Annotated in this window: 15 protein-coding genes and 1 pseudogene; 9 read left to right on the top strand and 7 right to left on the bottom strand. The window is 61.4% G+C overall.

Annotated features, from left to right (window positions below):
- Nucleotides 1-202, top strand: a pseudogene (locus CGA21_RS30045) (IS110 family transposase); the annotation flags it as partial.
- Between the two features lie 44 nt (nucleotides 203-246).
- Here the strand turns inward: CGA21_RS30045 and CGA21_RS26780 are convergent.
- Complete coding sequence (locus tag CGA21_RS26780; protein WP_020797545.1) at nucleotides 247-540, bottom strand: hypothetical protein; 294 nt, start codon at nucleotides 538-540, stop codon at nucleotides 247-249.
- 174 nt (nucleotides 541-714) lie between these two features.
- Here CGA21_RS26780 and CGA21_RS26785 point away from each other — a divergent pair, with 174 nt between their 5' ends.
- The 5 genes from CGA21_RS26785 (at nucleotide 715) to CGA21_RS26805 (ending at nucleotide 5,197) form a co-directional block, all read left to right on the top strand.
- Nucleotides 715-1,017 (top strand): MazG-like family protein, encoded by a 303-nt coding sequence (locus CGA21_RS26785; RefSeq protein ID WP_020797544.1) that lies wholly within the window; start codon nucleotides 715-717, stop codon nucleotides 1,015-1,017.
- Nucleotides 1,017-1,766, top strand: coding sequence for a methyltransferase domain-containing protein (locus tag CGA21_RS26790; protein ID WP_020797543.1), 750 nt, complete (start codon nucleotides 1,017-1,019; stop codon nucleotides 1,764-1,766). Before CGA21_RS26785 ends, CGA21_RS26790 begins: the two co-directional genes overlap by 1 nt.
- Nucleotides 1,767-1,778: 12 nt before the next feature.
- Nucleotides 1,779-2,396 (top strand): DUF4136 domain-containing protein, encoded by a 618-nt coding sequence (locus tag CGA21_RS26795; protein WP_188265412.1) that lies wholly within the window; start codon nucleotides 1,779-1,781, stop codon nucleotides 2,394-2,396.
- A 55-nt stretch (nucleotides 2,397-2,451) separates the two neighbouring features.
- Entirely contained in the window at nucleotides 2,452-3,012 is a 561-nt protein-coding gene (locus CGA21_RS26800) for a DUF4136 domain-containing protein (RefSeq protein WP_110753238.1), read from the top strand.
- A gap of 217 nt (nucleotides 3,013-3,229) precedes the next feature.
- A complete protein-coding gene (locus CGA21_RS26805; protein ID WP_188265413.1) occupies nucleotides 3,230-5,197 on the top strand; it encodes a pilus assembly protein TadG-related protein in 1,968 nt (655 codons plus the stop codon).
- Here CGA21_RS26805 and CGA21_RS26810 read toward each other — a convergent pair.
- Together CGA21_RS26810 and CGA21_RS26815 are read right to left on the bottom strand one after the other, a co-directional pair.
- On the bottom strand, nucleotides 5,167-7,929 hold the full coding sequence (locus CGA21_RS26810; RefSeq protein ID WP_188265414.1) for an ATP-binding protein: 2,763 nt from the start codon (nucleotides 7,927-7,929) through the stop codon (nucleotides 5,167-5,169). The two genes, CGA21_RS26805 and CGA21_RS26810, sit on opposite strands and share 31 nt — an antisense overlap.
- The gene (locus CGA21_RS26815) at nucleotides 7,926-8,366 is read right to left on the bottom strand and encodes a TadE/TadG family type IV pilus assembly protein (RefSeq protein WP_188265415.1); all 441 of its coding nucleotides are present in this window, start codon (nucleotides 8,364-8,366) and stop codon (nucleotides 7,926-7,928) included. The genes CGA21_RS26810 and CGA21_RS26815 overlap by 4 nt, the downstream gene beginning before the upstream one ends.
- 74 nt (nucleotides 8,367-8,440) lie before the next feature.
- Here CGA21_RS26815 and CGA21_RS26820 point away from each other — a divergent pair, with 74 nt between their 5' ends.
- The 3 genes from CGA21_RS26820 to CGA21_RS26830 all read left to right on the top strand — a co-directional run bounded on the left by CGA21_RS26820 (nucleotide 8,441) and on the right by CGA21_RS26830 (nucleotide 11,009).
- On the top strand, nucleotides 8,441-8,914 hold the full coding sequence (locus tag CGA21_RS26820) for a prepilin peptidase (protein ID WP_188265416.1): 474 nt from the start codon (nucleotides 8,441-8,443) through the stop codon (nucleotides 8,912-8,914).
- A 91-nt stretch (nucleotides 8,915-9,005) separates the two neighbouring features.
- On the top strand, nucleotides 9,006-9,779 hold the full coding sequence (locus CGA21_RS26825) for a response regulator transcription factor (protein ID WP_020797535.1): 774 nt from the start codon (nucleotides 9,006-9,008) through the stop codon (nucleotides 9,777-9,779).
- An 873-nt stretch (nucleotides 9,780-10,652) separates the two neighbouring features.
- A complete protein-coding gene (locus CGA21_RS26830) occupies nucleotides 10,653-11,009 on the top strand; it encodes a DUF6124 family protein (RefSeq protein ID WP_188265417.1) in 357 nt (118 codons plus the stop codon).
- A 146-nt stretch (nucleotides 11,010-11,155) separates the two neighbouring features.
- Here CGA21_RS26830 and CGA21_RS26835 read toward each other — a convergent pair whose 3' ends face one another.
- Genes CGA21_RS26835 through CGA21_RS26850 form a run of 4 tightly spaced genes read right to left on the bottom strand, consistent with a single transcriptional unit; the run spans nucleotide 11,156 to nucleotide 13,908 of the window.
- Entirely contained in the window at nucleotides 11,156-11,431 is a 276-nt protein-coding gene (locus tag CGA21_RS26835; protein WP_188265418.1) for a DUF3613 domain-containing protein, read from the bottom strand.
- 11 nt (nucleotides 11,432-11,442) lie between these two features.
- Nucleotides 11,443-12,126 carry a tetratricopeptide repeat protein gene (locus CGA21_RS26840; RefSeq protein WP_188265419.1) on the bottom strand — a complete coding sequence of 228 codons (684 nt, stop codon included), beginning with the start codon at nucleotides 12,124-12,126 and terminating at the stop codon, nucleotides 11,443-11,445.
- A 10-nt stretch (nucleotides 12,127-12,136) separates the two neighbouring features.
- Complete coding sequence (locus tag CGA21_RS26845) at nucleotides 12,137-13,027, bottom strand: type II secretion system F family protein (protein ID WP_110753222.1); 891 nt, start codon at nucleotides 13,025-13,027, stop codon at nucleotides 12,137-12,139.
- Complete coding sequence (locus CGA21_RS26850) at nucleotides 13,024-13,908, bottom strand: type II secretion system F family protein (RefSeq protein ID WP_188265420.1); 885 nt, start codon at nucleotides 13,906-13,908, stop codon at nucleotides 13,024-13,026. The genes CGA21_RS26845 and CGA21_RS26850 overlap by 4 nt, the downstream gene beginning before the upstream one ends.
- Between the last annotated feature and the right edge of the window lie 9 nt (nucleotides 13,909-13,917).

Raw genomic sequence — 13,917 nt, forward strand, 5'->3', positions numbered from 1 at the left:
AGGCGATCCAGAAGCCCGCCGCCTTCTGCACAATGCGGCTATGTCGGCGAGTCGAACCGAAGCCTGGAAAGGGTTTTACCAAGAACAAAGAAATCGGGGTTTCAGCACCACTCAAGCCCTGGTGATGTTGGCTCGCAAGCTCGCTCGGATCGTATTCGCTCTGCTAAAGGGACAGAGCGAATACCAACCGAAAACAAGTTGAGGGCTTCACCTCAACCATAGAATCTCCCACAGGGGGGGGGTGGGTCAGTGCATGATCCAGCTGAGCAACCACAACCCCAGCATCAACCAGATGATCCCCATGATAAACGCGGCGTTCATGAACGCGCGAATGGCCGACCATAACAACACCAACCCGACGATCAGGGTGATGATGCTGATGATGGACGTGTCCATGCCCAGTGCCTCGGACAAGCCTTCGACAAAATGGCTGCTCGCGCGACTCACCAGTTGGAACAGACCGCTGAGGCCATCAACGATGAAGCGGATGATTGAGCCGAGGACCTGGCCAAGCCATTCGAAAAAACCTTCTACCTGCATGAAATGAACGTCCTGTCTGTAGGATCTGCGGTGCGACGATTCGACTTGCCGCGAATTTTCACAGGCGCCACGAATCACGCCATCGAATGATTATGGTGCAAAGACCGACAACGCTGCCAGGCACTTGCCTTCCCCCGTCATCCCCCCGAAGCTATACGCCTTCAGGAGAGCCCGATGAACCTTGTTGAACTGACTGAACGCCTGCACGCCATCCGTGATCGCAATGACTGGCGGCAATTTCACAGCCCGAAAAACCTGGCCATGGCCGCGAGTGTCGAAATGTCCGAGCTGGTGGAGATTTTCCAGTGGCTGAGCGAAGACCAGTCACGGCAGCTGCCAGCTGACAAGCTGGCCCATGCCGGGCAGGAAATCGGCGATATCGTACTCTACCTGTTGTTGCTGTGCAGCGAACTGGGGCTGGACATGAATGACGTCGTGCGCAGCAAGCTGGCGGACAGCGAGCGGAGGTTCGGCTGATGAGCGACCGTCATTTCGATCAACTGGCGACGCGTTTCGCCGAAAAAATCTACGGCGGTGCCAAAGGTGCGATTCGCCTGGCGGTGCTGCAGGCCGATCTGGCCGAAGCCCTGCCGGATCGGCCACTGCGGGTGTTGGATATCGGCGCCGGCCTCGGTCACATGTCGTTGTGGCTGGCCCAGCGTGGTCATCAGGTGACCCTGGCCGAGCCCGCCGAACCCATGCTCGAGGGCGCCCGCCAGCGCTTTGCCGATGCGGAACAAAATGCGACCTTTATCCAGGCGCCCTGGCAGGAACTGCCGGGTCAGCTCACCGAACGCTACGACCTGGTGTTGTGTCATGCCGTGCTTGAATGGCTGGCCGAACCGCACGCCATCCTGCCGGTACTGCACCAGTTGACCAAGGCCGATGGTTGGCTATCCCTGGCCTTCTACAACCGCGACGCACTGATTTATCGCAACTTGCTCAAGGGCCATTTCCGCAAGATGCGCAAGAATGACATGGCCGGCGAGAAGCAGAGCCTGACTCCGCAACAACCCCTGGACCCACGAGAGTTGGCAGCGCAACTTGAGGGGCTGTGGCAGGTCGAAAGCCAGAGTGGGGTTCGGGTTTTTCACGATTACATGCCGGTGGAGTTCCAGGCCCGCGCCGAGCTGTCGGACCTGCTCGAAATGGAGCTGGCCCATCGGCGCCATCCAGCCTTTGCCGGGCTGGGGCGTTACTTGCACTGGATCTGTCGGCCGGTCTGATCGGAGTTCGAAATGAAAAGTCGTGCAGGGTTGCTGTTGATCTGCCTGGGCCTGGCGGCCTGCCAGGGCAGCAATCCGTACGTGGCGAGTTCCAGGCCTTTGCCGCCAGCGCCACCTCAGGCGGCCAGTACTTTTGATCGCAGCGCCTACCCGGCGCCGCCGCGAGACTACGGGCGTTATCGCAGCTGGGCCTGGCTCAACGGGCAAATGCCGCCGGGCACCGCGTGGGCGGACTCGGCGCAGGTCGCCGATGCCGTCAGCAGTGCGCTGGATCAACGCGGCCTGCGGCCCCTGCGTGACAACCGGCCGGCGGACCTGTTCGTCAGCGCAGACCTGCGTTTGGAAACCCGCTTGCGTCAGGTCCAGGACGATTACGGCTACTACGGCGGTTACGGCGGCTATAACCGCTATGGTTATGGCCCCGGTTACGGCATGTACGGCAGCGTGCCGATGGTGCGCACTTATGAGGAGCAGGTCGTGGTGGTTCACGTTGACCTGTACGACGCGCAAAACGGTGAACCGGTCTGGAGTTCGAGCGCCGAAACCAGCAACCGGGGCAGCGAGGGCGAGCGTGTCGATGCCATACGGGAGGCTGTAGAAAAGGCAATGTCGGCGTATCCTCCTAGTTAGCTTCCTGTAGTCCAGAAGCATTTCGCAGGTTCATGTCTTCTACCGGAGAATCATCATGTTCCGCCGTCTCGCATTACTGGCAGTGGCCGTGCTGCTCAGTGCCTGCGCCGCCAACCAGGTCAATCATGACTTCGACGCCAGCCGCGACTTTGCCGCGTATCACAGCTGGAGCTGGAAAGAACCGGCGCTGCAATATCGCCCCGATGACCCCAGGATCAAGAGCGACCTGACCGAACAGCGAGTGCGCGAGTCGGTGGCCGATCAGCTCGAACAGCGTGGCCTGCGTCAGGCGGGCGCCGGCGCCAGGGGGGATGTGAATGTGCAGGCTTACCTGATTGTCGAGGATCGCCAGCAACAGGTAACGACCAACTACGGCGGCGGCTGGGGTTACCCTTGGTACGGCTACTATGGCGCACCGATGTACAACGAAACCCGCCTGGTGTCCTACAAGGTCGCGACGATCCAGATCGACCTGCTTGACGGTAAGGACGGCAAGCTGGTCTGGCGCGGCAGTGACGAACAGATGCTCAGCCGCACGCCGAATCCGACAGACCGCAGTAATGCGATACACGAAACGATCACGCGGATTCTGGCGAACTACCCACCCCACCGATAAAAAATACCCAATAAACACCCCCTGCGGGCGCTGGCGAGCCAGCTCCAGGCAGGCTGGTGGTTACTCGTCTGGGTCCTTTGCAGGAGCATGCTCGCTCCTACAGGGTTGATGTTGTTCAGGAGGGTGGCTAGTTGCCAGCAGCCGTGCCATCCCTTGTCTACACTGCCTTACACCCACGGAGGTTACGTTCGGCCGTGCGCCGGCAAAGGAGTGCGCGATGTCGCCCCGCATGCAGTTTCGCGGCCCAGCCCGACAAACAGGAGCCATTGGCTTGATGGCGGCCGTTACCTTGGCGCTGGCCTTGGCGTTCATGTTGCTGGTGATCGACAGCGGCCGGCTCTACCTGGAAAAGCGCAACCTGCAGCGCATCGCCGACATGGCCGCGCTTGAAGCCGCCACGCGGGGTGGGGATTGTTCCACGGGTGCGACCGCGACCAGCTATGCCACCGCCAGTGCCCAGCGCAACGGCTTCACTCTGCCCAGCGACGGGCGTGCACTGGCGGTTAGCTGCGGTGCGCTGACCCTGGATGCCAACAGCCTGCGGATATTTTCCGTCGACCCTGGCAAAAGTGAAGCGATCCAGGTCATCGCCAGCCACGTCGTGCCGCAAAGTTTTGCGGGCGGCATTGGTGCTCTGTTTGGCGGTGCCCCTGCTGGCTCGACCCTGAACCTCAAGGCCACGGCTGTCGCCGCGCTCCCGCCGCCGCTGGCAGCGCTGACCATCCGCAGCACCGTGCTGACATTCGATACCAGCAAGGCAGCCATTACCAGTTTGCTGTTCGGTGGCCTGCTGGGAGGCAACGTGACGATCAATGCCGCAGGCTGGAATGGCTTGGTCAACAGCAACATCAGCCTGCTCAGCTACCTCAATCGCTTGAAAGTCGACCTCGGCCTGACCGCCGTAGGCTACGACCAGGTGCTGTCCAACAGCATCACCGTCAGCCAACTGATCCAGGCCGCCATCAATGTTCTGGACCCCAATGGCACTCTGGCGGCGAGTGCCACGATCGTCAGCCTGAAGGCGCTGAAACTGGCTGCCGGCGCGACCCGTGTGGTGCTGGGCGACTTACTGCACGTCGAAAGTGGCAGTGACATCTCGGCCCTGGCAGTGAACCTCAAGGCTTACGACCTGATTGAAGGCGTCGTGCAGTTGGCCAACAAACAAAACGGCCTGGTGGCGACCCTGCCGATCAACCTCGCAGGCCTGGCGCAGATCACCGCGCAGGTGCAGGTGATGCAGCCGCCGCAATTGTCGGCCGTGGGCAATCCGAAAAAGGCGTCCCAGGCACCTTTGGGGCCTGACCGCATTTATGTTCGAACCGCCCAGGTCAAGACGTTATTGTCCATTGACTTGCCGGTACTGGACGCCATCACACCCCTGGCCAATGCGGTACTGGACCTTGCCACGTCGTTGACCAACTTTCTGAAAGACCTGCTGGGCCTGCAACTGAAAAATTTGCTGACCTGCGGCTTGGGTGCGCCGTGTGACACCACGGAAGTCAAGCTCCTGCCATCGCCGATACGTCTCGATGTCGCCCTGGAAGCAGGCGGTGCCTGGAGTTATGTCACAGCCTACAGTTGCATGAGCACGACAAATAAAAGCCTCACCACCAGCACCACGACCAAGCTGATCGGGCTGAAAATCGGACAGATCAACCCGGAGGATGTTTTTGGATCCGCCACGGTCCCGCCGACCAATATCGTCAACCCGCTGCAAGTCATTTATGTCGGCGTGCAAACCTGCAACCGACTGCTGTTTTTACCGGCGATCTGCTACAACCATCGGCAGACTGGCGGCATCGGCCTCCAGGTCAATACCCCAGTGGCGCAAAGCGCGAACATGCCTCACGTGTATGCCGCACCTGCCGCCGCCAACCTTCCGGAAATCAACCAGCCACCGTTTTTCTTCGCCTACACCACCAACAACATCGTCAACAGCCTGAGCACCACCGTCAGCGACCTCGGCGTGAACATGTACGGGCTGTCGGGCAGCATCATCGGTGGCTTGGGCAGCCTCTTGAACGACGTCACCACCGCGCTGGTCAATGCGATCAACACCGTGCTCAGCCCGTTGCTGGATACCCTGATCAACACGCTGCTGGCGAGCCTGGGCATCGACTTGAACAAGGTCGAAGTCGGCGCCAACCTCAGCTGTCACGCCGGGCGCGCATCGCTGGTGATCTGATCGTCGGGCACGATCGGCAGCTCGATGCAAAACCGTGCGCCCTCCGCCGAGTTTCTGACGCTGAGTGTGCCACCCATGTTCTGCACGATGCCGTAGCTCACCGACAACCCCAGCCCAGTGCCGACGCCCACTGGCTTGGTGGTGAAGAAAGGCTCGAAAATCCGCTCCAGCAGGCGCGGATCGATGCCGCCGCCGTTGTCTTCAACCCACAGCCGCACTGCGTGCTCATCGCGTTCGGTATACACCGCTATCCACGGCTTGAATTGACCGTCGGCCTCACGCTTGCCGAGCAGTGCATCCCGGGCGTTGACCATCAAGTTGATCAGCACTTGTTCCAGCTGATCGATATACCCGCGTACCTGAACCGCAAAAGCGCACTCGCTGACCCGCAGTTCCACCCCTTTGCCGCGCATCCCCTCGGCCAATAGCGACAAGGTGCCGTCGATAGCCTGGGCCGGGTTGAACGGTTGCTGTTCGATGTCCGAGCGGCGGCCGAACACGCGCATGTGGTCCACCACCCGCGCGGCACGCTGGACCTGAGCATCGATGCGGTTGAGCTTGTCGGTCAGGTAATCGATCTGTAGATCGCCATTGCCCAGGCGCTTGAGCACATTGATGATCGCCATGCGCATCACGTTCAACGGCTGGTTGATTTCATGGGCCAGGCCGGTGGCCATCTCGCCCAATGTGGCCATTTTCGCGCTTTGGGTCAGCTGTTGCTGGGCGCGCCGGACTTCGGTGTTGTCGCGACCCACGGCCTGCACTTCCACCAAGCGGCCTTGCTCGTCGAACACTCCGCGATCCGACCAGACCCACCAGGCGTGTTCCCGGCCGGGTAACTGCAGATTGATTTCCGCCGTGCTCACCGGGAACTCCGGGCTCAATTGGCTCAGGCGCTGGAGGAAGGACTCGCGCTGCTGCGCCGACATCCAGCTGCCCAGGTTAACCCCCGGCAAACCCTCGGGCGAACATTCCAGGTAGGTCGCCAGCGGCCGGTTGCCGAAGGTCAGGGTCAGGTCCGGACGGTAACGGCAGATCATGGCCGGCGAGTCCTCCACCAGCATCCGGTAACGCTCCTCGCTCTGCTTGACGTGTTCGGCGGCCCGCGTCGCTTCGGTGACGTCCAGCCACAGGCCGACGGCTTCCACCGGCAAACCCAGGTCATCACGCAGCAACCTGGCTTCGTCGAGCAGCCAGTGGTAATCGCCGCGACTGTCGCGCAGCCGATAACGTGCACGTACCGAACCTTCGCGCAACAGCAGGCGGGTGCGTTCGAAATAACGCTCGCGATCCTCGGGGTGAACGCGATCGACCAACGCCGCTCCGGCACAATCAGCGAGCGTCCAGCCCAGCAACGGTTGCAGGCTGTCGCTGAAAAAGGTCGGTTGCAGCGCGCCTTCGACATAGCGCTGCACGTAAATCACCGCAGGTGAACTGGCGATCAGATTGTCCAGTCGGGCATGCGCTGCAGCGGCAAGTTGTTCCTGGTTCTTGATGTCGCTGATGTCGAGCATGAATCCGACTAGACGCCGCTGGCGGCCCACGCCGATGGCCTGGCCTTGCAAGCGATACCAGGCCGGTGGCGTGTCGCCGTCGGCACGGTGCAGGCGCACGCACAACAGCAGGGGTATGTCCTCGAGTTGCAAGTCCTGCAGGCGGCTGTGCAATTCTTCGCGATCGGCGGGGTGCACTTGGGCGAGCCAGTCCTGCAGCGGCAGACGTTCCTGGTCAAGGTGCAGGGCGCGGGCCAGGGAGGGGGCCAATTGCACCTCGTTGTCGTTGAACATTTCCCACCAGCCGGTGCCCAGCAGCGCCTGCAACGACTCCAGGCGCTCCAGCTCCAGGTGATGGCGGTGTTCGCGCAAGCGCGCAAGCAAGGGGCCGGCGAGGCCGGCGGCAAACTGCAGCCAGTCGCGCTCGCTGACGTCCGGGGCCTGTTGATGGGCCGTGTAACAGCCACAGAGCAACCAGGCGACCACGCCTTGAGCGTCGTGATAAGGCACGGCGAAACCCTCGGTGTTGCCAAAGGTGCCTTGCAGGCGCGGGTGCTCGGCCAGGTTCAGGTGATATGGCGTGGAGCCGTCCAGACTGTCGAGACCGGTGCCCAGGCGCTGACCGTTGTGCCACAGGCTGGGCGTGTCAAAGCCGGCATAGTGCTGGTGAATCTGCCAGCCCTCCTGCTCATCGAGCAACGCCAGGGCGATGCAGGGGATGTGAAAGCGTTGGGCCAGCGATTGCAGTTGGTCCACCAGCACGTCGGGCAAGCGCGTCAGGCTGCACAGGCGCAACTGTTCACCGATTTGCGCCGCGAGCAACTGGCACTGCTCGCGCAGGCGCGCTTGTCGGCGTTCAAGCAACAAGTCGCCGATGTCCAGCAACTGCAGCAACCAGGTGTCGGCCATTGGCTGGACCCAGCCACGCAGGTGCAGGGGCGAGCCGCTGAGGCTGTAGAAATCCAGGTCCAGAAGCTGACCCCGCCAATCGGCGGGGGGACCCTCGATGGCGAGGCTGCAATGGGGCAAGAGAAAATCCAGCAGATGTACAAGCTGTGCCGCCGGGGCCTGCTGGGCCAGCAGATGCCGCAGTGGGCCACTCAGGTGCAACACCCGACCCTGGGCGTCGAGCTGTATCTGCAGGCCGACACTGAGTACGCTCGGGGGCTCCACGATTTCCTGGTGTGCCGGCGGGTGGCGATTGAGCAGGCGCCCGAAGAGTTTATCCCCGGCACTCAAAATTGCAGGCTCGAACTGGCGGTGAGCGTCGCCGGCAAATTCGGTACGGGGCCAATCCCCGGCAGGTTCAGAAACGGAATCACCGCGTTCAACTTTTGCGAGGGATAGTGGATGGCCACCTTCAACACGCCGCCCGTATAAGTCGTGGTCGTGTCGGTGGTGACATCGAAATTCAGCCCAGCGGGAATCCAGGCCAACTGCCGGGTCAGTTCCAGCTTGACGACGTTTTTCAGCGCAGCCTCATAGCCGGGCATGTTCGGGTCCAGGGCCACGCTACGGCGCACGGCTTCGGCGGTCGACTGGTTGAACGACTGCATCAGCAACAGCGGCAGGCTATACGTGACAATCGCGTAGAGCACGGCAAAAAAGATCACGAACACCAAGGCAAATTCAATCGCTACGGCACCTTTTTGCTTACGTGGGAGGTTGCTTTTCATGAGTGCGACTACCCTGACATCACGAGGTAATGTCAGCATAGAATCATTCCGCCATAACGGACGTTTTTTACCGGATGCAGAGCTTTGTCCTACTGATCTGGCTGACGCTATGCGCAGCGCAGGATGCCCGGCAACGGCACATCGCCAATCGCCTGACCTTGGGCGTGGGGGCACTGGCGCTGGCGTACCTGCTGTGGAGCGGAACCACCTGGATCGGCGCACCAGCCGCGCAGGGCGGCTGGGCTGCGTTGCTGGCCATGGCTTTTACCTTGCCCGGCTATGCGATGCGTCGCCTTGGCGGCGGGGACGTCAAACTCATGACCGCCCTGGGGTTGGCGACCGATGGTCGGCACCTGCTGGGCGTGTTTATCGGTGCCGGCCTGGCCAGTGTGTGTTGGATGCTGCTGGCGCCAAGAGTCTGGCTTCATATCAGTCAAGGGCTTAGAAGTCGCCTGTGTTATCTGGAGCCCGGTCTGTCAACGAAACAGCCCTTTGCCCCTTTCTTGTTGGTGGGGCTGGTGCTGACATTGGCCTGGCTCGGCATGTGATCAGTTTTGTACAGCGGCGAAAGAGCGACTACTTTCATACAGGGGTTTCAGTAATAGGACGGTCAGTCCTTGGCCTTGCAGGGAGTTGCACGTGAACAAGCGTACTTCGGCAATAAAAGTCCTTGTGGTCGACGATCAGTCCTTGATCGTCACAGAACTTTGCGAATTTCTCGAGAGCAACGGCTACCGCTGCGTTCCCTGCGAATCCGGCCATCAGGCGATCGAACGTTTCCAACAAGACATGGACATTGGCCTGGTCCTCTGCGATTTGCACATGCCTGGCCTGGACGGCATTCAAATGGTCCAGGAGCTGCAACGCCTGAGTGGCAAACACCGGGCCTTCGAAGCCATCATGCTCACCGGGCAGGCGGACAAGCAGGATGTGATCAAGGCACTGCGCGCCGGCGTTGCCGATTACTACCAGAAGCCGATTGACCTGGGTGAATTGCTCGAAGGCGTACAGCGCCAGGAAGTGGCACTGCAGGAGCGGCACAAGACGCTGCAGTTGGGGCATCTGAATCAGAAGCTGCAATACCTGTCCGAATCCCTTGATGATCTGTATCAGGACCTGGACCGGGTCCGGCGTACACCGAATGCGTCGGGAGGGGATGCCAGCGATACCGAGCGGACCGAGATCCCGGCCATCTTCAATCAGCTATCGCCACGCCAACTGGAGGTGGCGCGGCTGGTGGGCAAGGGGAAAACCAATTATCAGATTGCCTGCGAGTTGGGCATTACCGAGAACACGGTGAAGTTGTACGTGTCGCAGGTGCTGCGGTTGACGCATATGCATAACCGCACGCAATTGGCGTTGGCGATGACGCCGAATCATTCGGGGCTGCGGCATCGGGCGTCGACGAGCTGATCTGCGCTGTAGGGTTTTATGGGTGTACATATCCATTCCTGCGGTAACGGCCACTTATGGTTTCGCCCTTACGGCGAGTCCCTTTTGTCAAACGCCACAAAAGGAACCAAAAAGTCTTGCCCCAGCGTCCGGCCCCTCGCTAAGGCTCGGCGTTCCTTCGCTCCGGTATCCATCCGGGGACACTGCCCTCCGGTTGGCTTCGCTGGCACCTACATGCAGCGTGTTCGACTGCGTCGAACGGCGCTGCGCGCCACTCCTCGGATGAACACCTCCACTCAGCCTCCCGACGGGGCCGGCAGATCAAGATCAAGAGCTAAAGGCGAGCTAACGCTCGGCCTGATGAGTGGTGAAGAGCGGAGGGTGTACGCCGATTCACTGTGGGAGCGAGCCTGCTCGCGAAGGCGGCCTGACAGCCGACCTGCATCTAACAGATGTACTGGATCCCCCTGTAGGAGCGAGCCTGCTCGCGATGGCTGTCTGACAGCCGACCTGCATCTGAAAGATGTACTGGATCCCCTGTGGGAGCGGGCTTGCCCGCGAAGACGGCCTGACAGCCAACCAATCTTGTGCAGGATCCCTCGAGTCCCTGGGAAACATCCGACACGCTTTTCAGGTTGTCCGTCGGAAGCGCGATCTCTAGCCTTTGTCCGTCGCTGAAAAAATCAGTGATCGGGTTTGGTCGCCCGGGTTTAGAATGGCGCACAGTGCCGCGTAAGCGGCATTTTCGTGCTTGCTTTAATGGCGAGCTGTGCGTGGGAGGGCCTAGGCCCTGCCGGGTTTCCATTCCCTGGTCGACCAACCTGCGTACGGTTCGCCACCTACTTGCTTGGTCGCAGTGACGGCGAACTCCAGATCTTCGAATGGAGCTTCACCATGATCAAACCCACCCCAAATCCCCCCGCACCCGACGACGTTTCACCCTACCAATCCCCCACCTCAAAAACCCTCCACGAAGCAGCCGACCGCGCCCTCGATCACTACCTCAATCCGCTCAAGACACCCACCGTGCGCAAGCCCAGCACGATGTTCGTCATCTCGCCCGATATCGACACCGAAACCCTGCTGGCCCACGCCTGTGAATCCCTTGCATCGGCGAGTGTCATGGCCAATGACTTCGCGGCGTTCCTGGAGGGCTCGCAGCGCAACACGCTGCTGGGGATTGCCCAGGTGATCATGCTCGGGGAGCTGGCGGTGAATCGGGCGCTGGATAACCTCGACCCGCAGCAATAACGCTACCCCCCCTCTGTAGGAGCGAGCATGCTCGCGAAAAACTCGAGAGCGCCGCGGGGCATCTGGTTTCCCGCGTCATCGTTAACGACCATCGCGAGCATGCTCGCTCCTACGGGGGAGGGGGGCGATGGGTTCAGGCGCAATTGCTATTCCTGCGCACCGCTACTCACCTTCCCTCCCGCATCCTGATCAAAGAACTGCGGAATCTCATGTTGAAAGCTTTTCAGCCAGCGCTGCATTGCCAGTTCGCGCTCGGCTGCGCTGGCAGTTTGCGGCTTGGTGGAGGCGGCGGTGTTGCTGCTTTGCAGTTGCAGCCAGCCTTCGGTTTCCTGTTGTTGTGGCGAGGCGGGGCCGGCGTCGATGGCGTGAGCGGCAAGTGGCAAGGCCAGCAAGCCGAGGCAGTACAAGGTGGTCGGTTTCATCAGGGTGCTCCCTACTGAACAGCGGCGACGGTCGGCCCGGACTTGCCGGGTGACTTGAGTTTCTCGGCGCGGGCCTGGGCCTGGGTGACTTGTGCCGGATTCAGGCCAAGGCGGCTGACCAGTTCGGCGGCGCGGTTCCAGTCGTCCTGATAGATCAACAGGGTCACCAGGTTCACGGCGGCCAGTTGGTCGCTTTGCTTGAGCTCGATGGCGGTGAGGAATTCGAATTTGGCGTCTTCGATGCGCAGTTGATTGAGGTAGACCACGCCCAGGTCGTTACGGATTTTTTCGTCGGTGGGCGCCAGTCGGGCGGCCCGTTGCAAGTGCGCCTGGGCCAGGCCATGGTCGCCCCGGGCGGCGGCGAGTTGGCCCAGGCCGTGTTCGGCTTCGGCGGCCAGGCAGCCGCCGAGCAGGCTACGGTACAGCGGCTCGGCTTCACTGCGGTCCAGCAGTCGATACACCTTGGCCTTGCGCAGGCGCACGTCGGCAACATTGTCCGGCAGGCTCTGCAGGTTGGCGAGGCTGGCGTGCAACTTGCCGTCGTTGGCCATGTCATCGGCCAGGTTCAGCGACAGCTGTTGTTCGGCGTTCAATTTTCCGCAACTGACGGGGGCCAGTGCACTCCAGGGTGTCTGTCCGTTGCTCGCGCAACCCCCCAGCATCAGCAGACAGAAACCCGCAATCATTGCTTTCATCACGATTCCCCTAAGAAGCAAAAGCCCGGGCGAGGGCGGTAAAGCCCGGGCCCGCCAGTACGATCAACAACGCCGGGAAGAGGAACAGCATCATCACGACGGACATTTTTGCGGACATCTTGGAGATGTATTCCTGAAGGCGCGCCAGGCGCTTGTCATCGAGCAACAGCTTGAGCGCCAGCAGCGACTTCATCGCACCGCCGCCCTGGTGGACCAGCTGTTGCAGGATCACGCAGGTGTCAGTGAATTCGTCGACCGCCAGCAAGCGGGTAACCTTGTGCAGTTCATCGCCCAACTCAAGGCCCGAATCGACACGGGCCAGCACCAGGCGCAACTCCTGGGTCAATGTGGGCATCAGTTGCTGGCCTTCATTGCTCAAGACTCGCAACGATTGCTCCACGGCCATGCCCGATTCGAACAGGATGCGCAGCAGCGGAATGAAGGTGGAGATTTCCATCGCCAGTTTTTTCTGCCGATGGTGCGCAGCGGCGGCCAGCAGACGCTTGGGCAGCAGATAACCGATACCCAGGGCGAACGCCGGGACCAGCCACGGGTGAATGACCTGGGGGAAGAACAGCCCCTGCACCAATGCACTCAACGCCAGCGCCAGTACCGGCACGCCAACCTGCAACGCGGCAAATAGCGCCCGTTGCCGTGCAGTACGCCAGCCCAGGCAATTGAGCAGCGTCTGGGTTTCGTTGTCGAGCTTGACCGACTTCTGGCCGACCCGGCTGGTGCCCAGCGCCTGCAGCCATTGGCTCAAGCGGCTTTCGCCCGGCGTCTTGCCGTCCAGGCGCTGCACCACCTGGCGAGCACGATGACGCAGTTGCACCATGACGCAGATGAACAATCCCGATGCCAGCAGGAACAATAGCGAGCTCAGCAGCATGGACGCGTTCATAGGCTGCGCAACATCCGCCACAGCGCCAGGCAGCCGAACACCTGCAGGGCGAGCGCTCCCAAGAGCATCGATTGCCCTGAGCTGTCGTCCCACATGGTCATCAGATACTTGGGATTGGACACCAGGAAGTAGCCGGCCACCGCGACCGGCAGTAGCGCCAGGACCACCGCCGTGACTCGGGTTTCACCGGTCATGGCGCTCAGTTGGCGAGCAGCCTGTTCCCGTTCGCGAATGATCTTGATCAGGTTTTCCAGCAGTTCACTGGCGTTGCCGCCGTAGCGGTGGTTGACCTTCAAGCCGAGGGCAAACAGGCGAAGTTCGTCTTTGTCGTAGAGTTCTGCGAAGTCCGAGGTGGCGTCCGGCAGACTGATGCCCATGTGTACCTGGCGCTTCACGCGGCCCAAGGCATCTTTCAGCGGTTCTTCGGCGGCGTCGATGGCGCCCAGTACCGCGTCGGCCAGGGTGCGCCCTGACTTCAGGCTGCGCACGCTGTGATCGAGCAATGCGGGCAATAGTTCGATCATGCGCTTGAGCCGACGCTCGTAACGCCAGTCGACATACAGGCGCAGGAGCAGGGGAGGCAACAGCAACAAGGCGAGCAACCCCGGCCAGCCGCCGCCGATAAACCCGAGCAGAACACCCAAGCCCCACAGCGTCAGCCACACACCCAGGCGTTCGGTGGGCCGCCCAAGGCCCGCGCGCAAAAAGGCGCGATCCAGTCCCGTCCAGGATGTTTTGCGCACCACCCGCTCCGGTTGCCCCTGGCTCAGGCGTTCCAGCACGCGACGGGTGCCGGGTTCGCGTAGCCCGCGAGTGAACAAACGGGCCGACAGCCCCAGCAACGCCAGGCAGACAAAGATAAGCAGCAGCGGTTTGAGCATGCCGTGGCC

This window comes from Pseudomonas sp. PSB11, from assembly GCF_014596605.1.
GTDB classification, from domain to species: Bacteria; Pseudomonadota; Gammaproteobacteria; order Pseudomonadales; family Pseudomonadaceae; genus Aquipseudomonas; species Aquipseudomonas umsongensis.

Coding starts and splice junctions, on each gene's coding strand:
- CGA21_RS26815 (WP_188265415.1), bottom strand. CDS start 8,366: ATGAAAAGCAACCTCCCACGTAAGCAAAAAGGTGCCGTAGCGATTGAA.
- CGA21_RS26785 (WP_020797544.1), top strand. CDS start 715: ATGAACCTTGTTGAACTGACTGAACGCCTGCACGCCATCCGTGATCGC.
- CGA21_RS26845 (WP_110753222.1), bottom strand. CDS start 13,027: ATGAACGCGTCCATGCTGCTGAGCTCGCTATTGTTCCTGCTGGCATCG.
- CGA21_RS26780 (WP_020797545.1), bottom strand. CDS start 540: ATGCAGGTAGAAGGTTTTTTCGAATGGCTTGGCCAGGTCCTCGGCTCA.
- CGA21_RS26830 (WP_188265417.1), top strand. CDS start 10,653: ATGATCAAACCCACCCCAAATCCCCCCGCACCCGACGACGTTTCACCC.
- CGA21_RS26835 (WP_188265418.1), bottom strand. CDS start 11,431: ATGAAACCGACCACCTTGTACTGCCTCGGCTTGCTGGCCTTGCCACTT.
- CGA21_RS26820 (WP_188265416.1), top strand. CDS start 8,441: ATGCAGAGCTTTGTCCTACTGATCTGGCTGACGCTATGCGCAGCGCAG.
- CGA21_RS26800 (WP_110753238.1), top strand. CDS start 2,452: ATGTTCCGCCGTCTCGCATTACTGGCAGTGGCCGTGCTGCTCAGTGCC.
- CGA21_RS26805 (WP_188265413.1), top strand. CDS start 3,230: ATGTCGCCCCGCATGCAGTTTCGCGGCCCAGCCCGACAAACAGGAGCC.
- CGA21_RS26850 (WP_188265420.1), bottom strand. CDS start 13,908: ATGCTCAAACCGCTGCTGCTTATCTTTGTCTGCCTGGCGTTGCTGGGG.
- CGA21_RS26840 (WP_188265419.1), bottom strand. CDS start 12,126: ATGAAAGCAATGATTGCGGGTTTCTGTCTGCTGATGCTGGGGGGTTGC.
- CGA21_RS26795 (WP_188265412.1), top strand. CDS start 1,779: ATGAAAAGTCGTGCAGGGTTGCTGTTGATCTGCCTGGGCCTGGCGGCC.
- CGA21_RS26790 (WP_020797543.1), top strand. CDS start 1,017: ATGAGCGACCGTCATTTCGATCAACTGGCGACGCGTTTCGCCGAAAAA.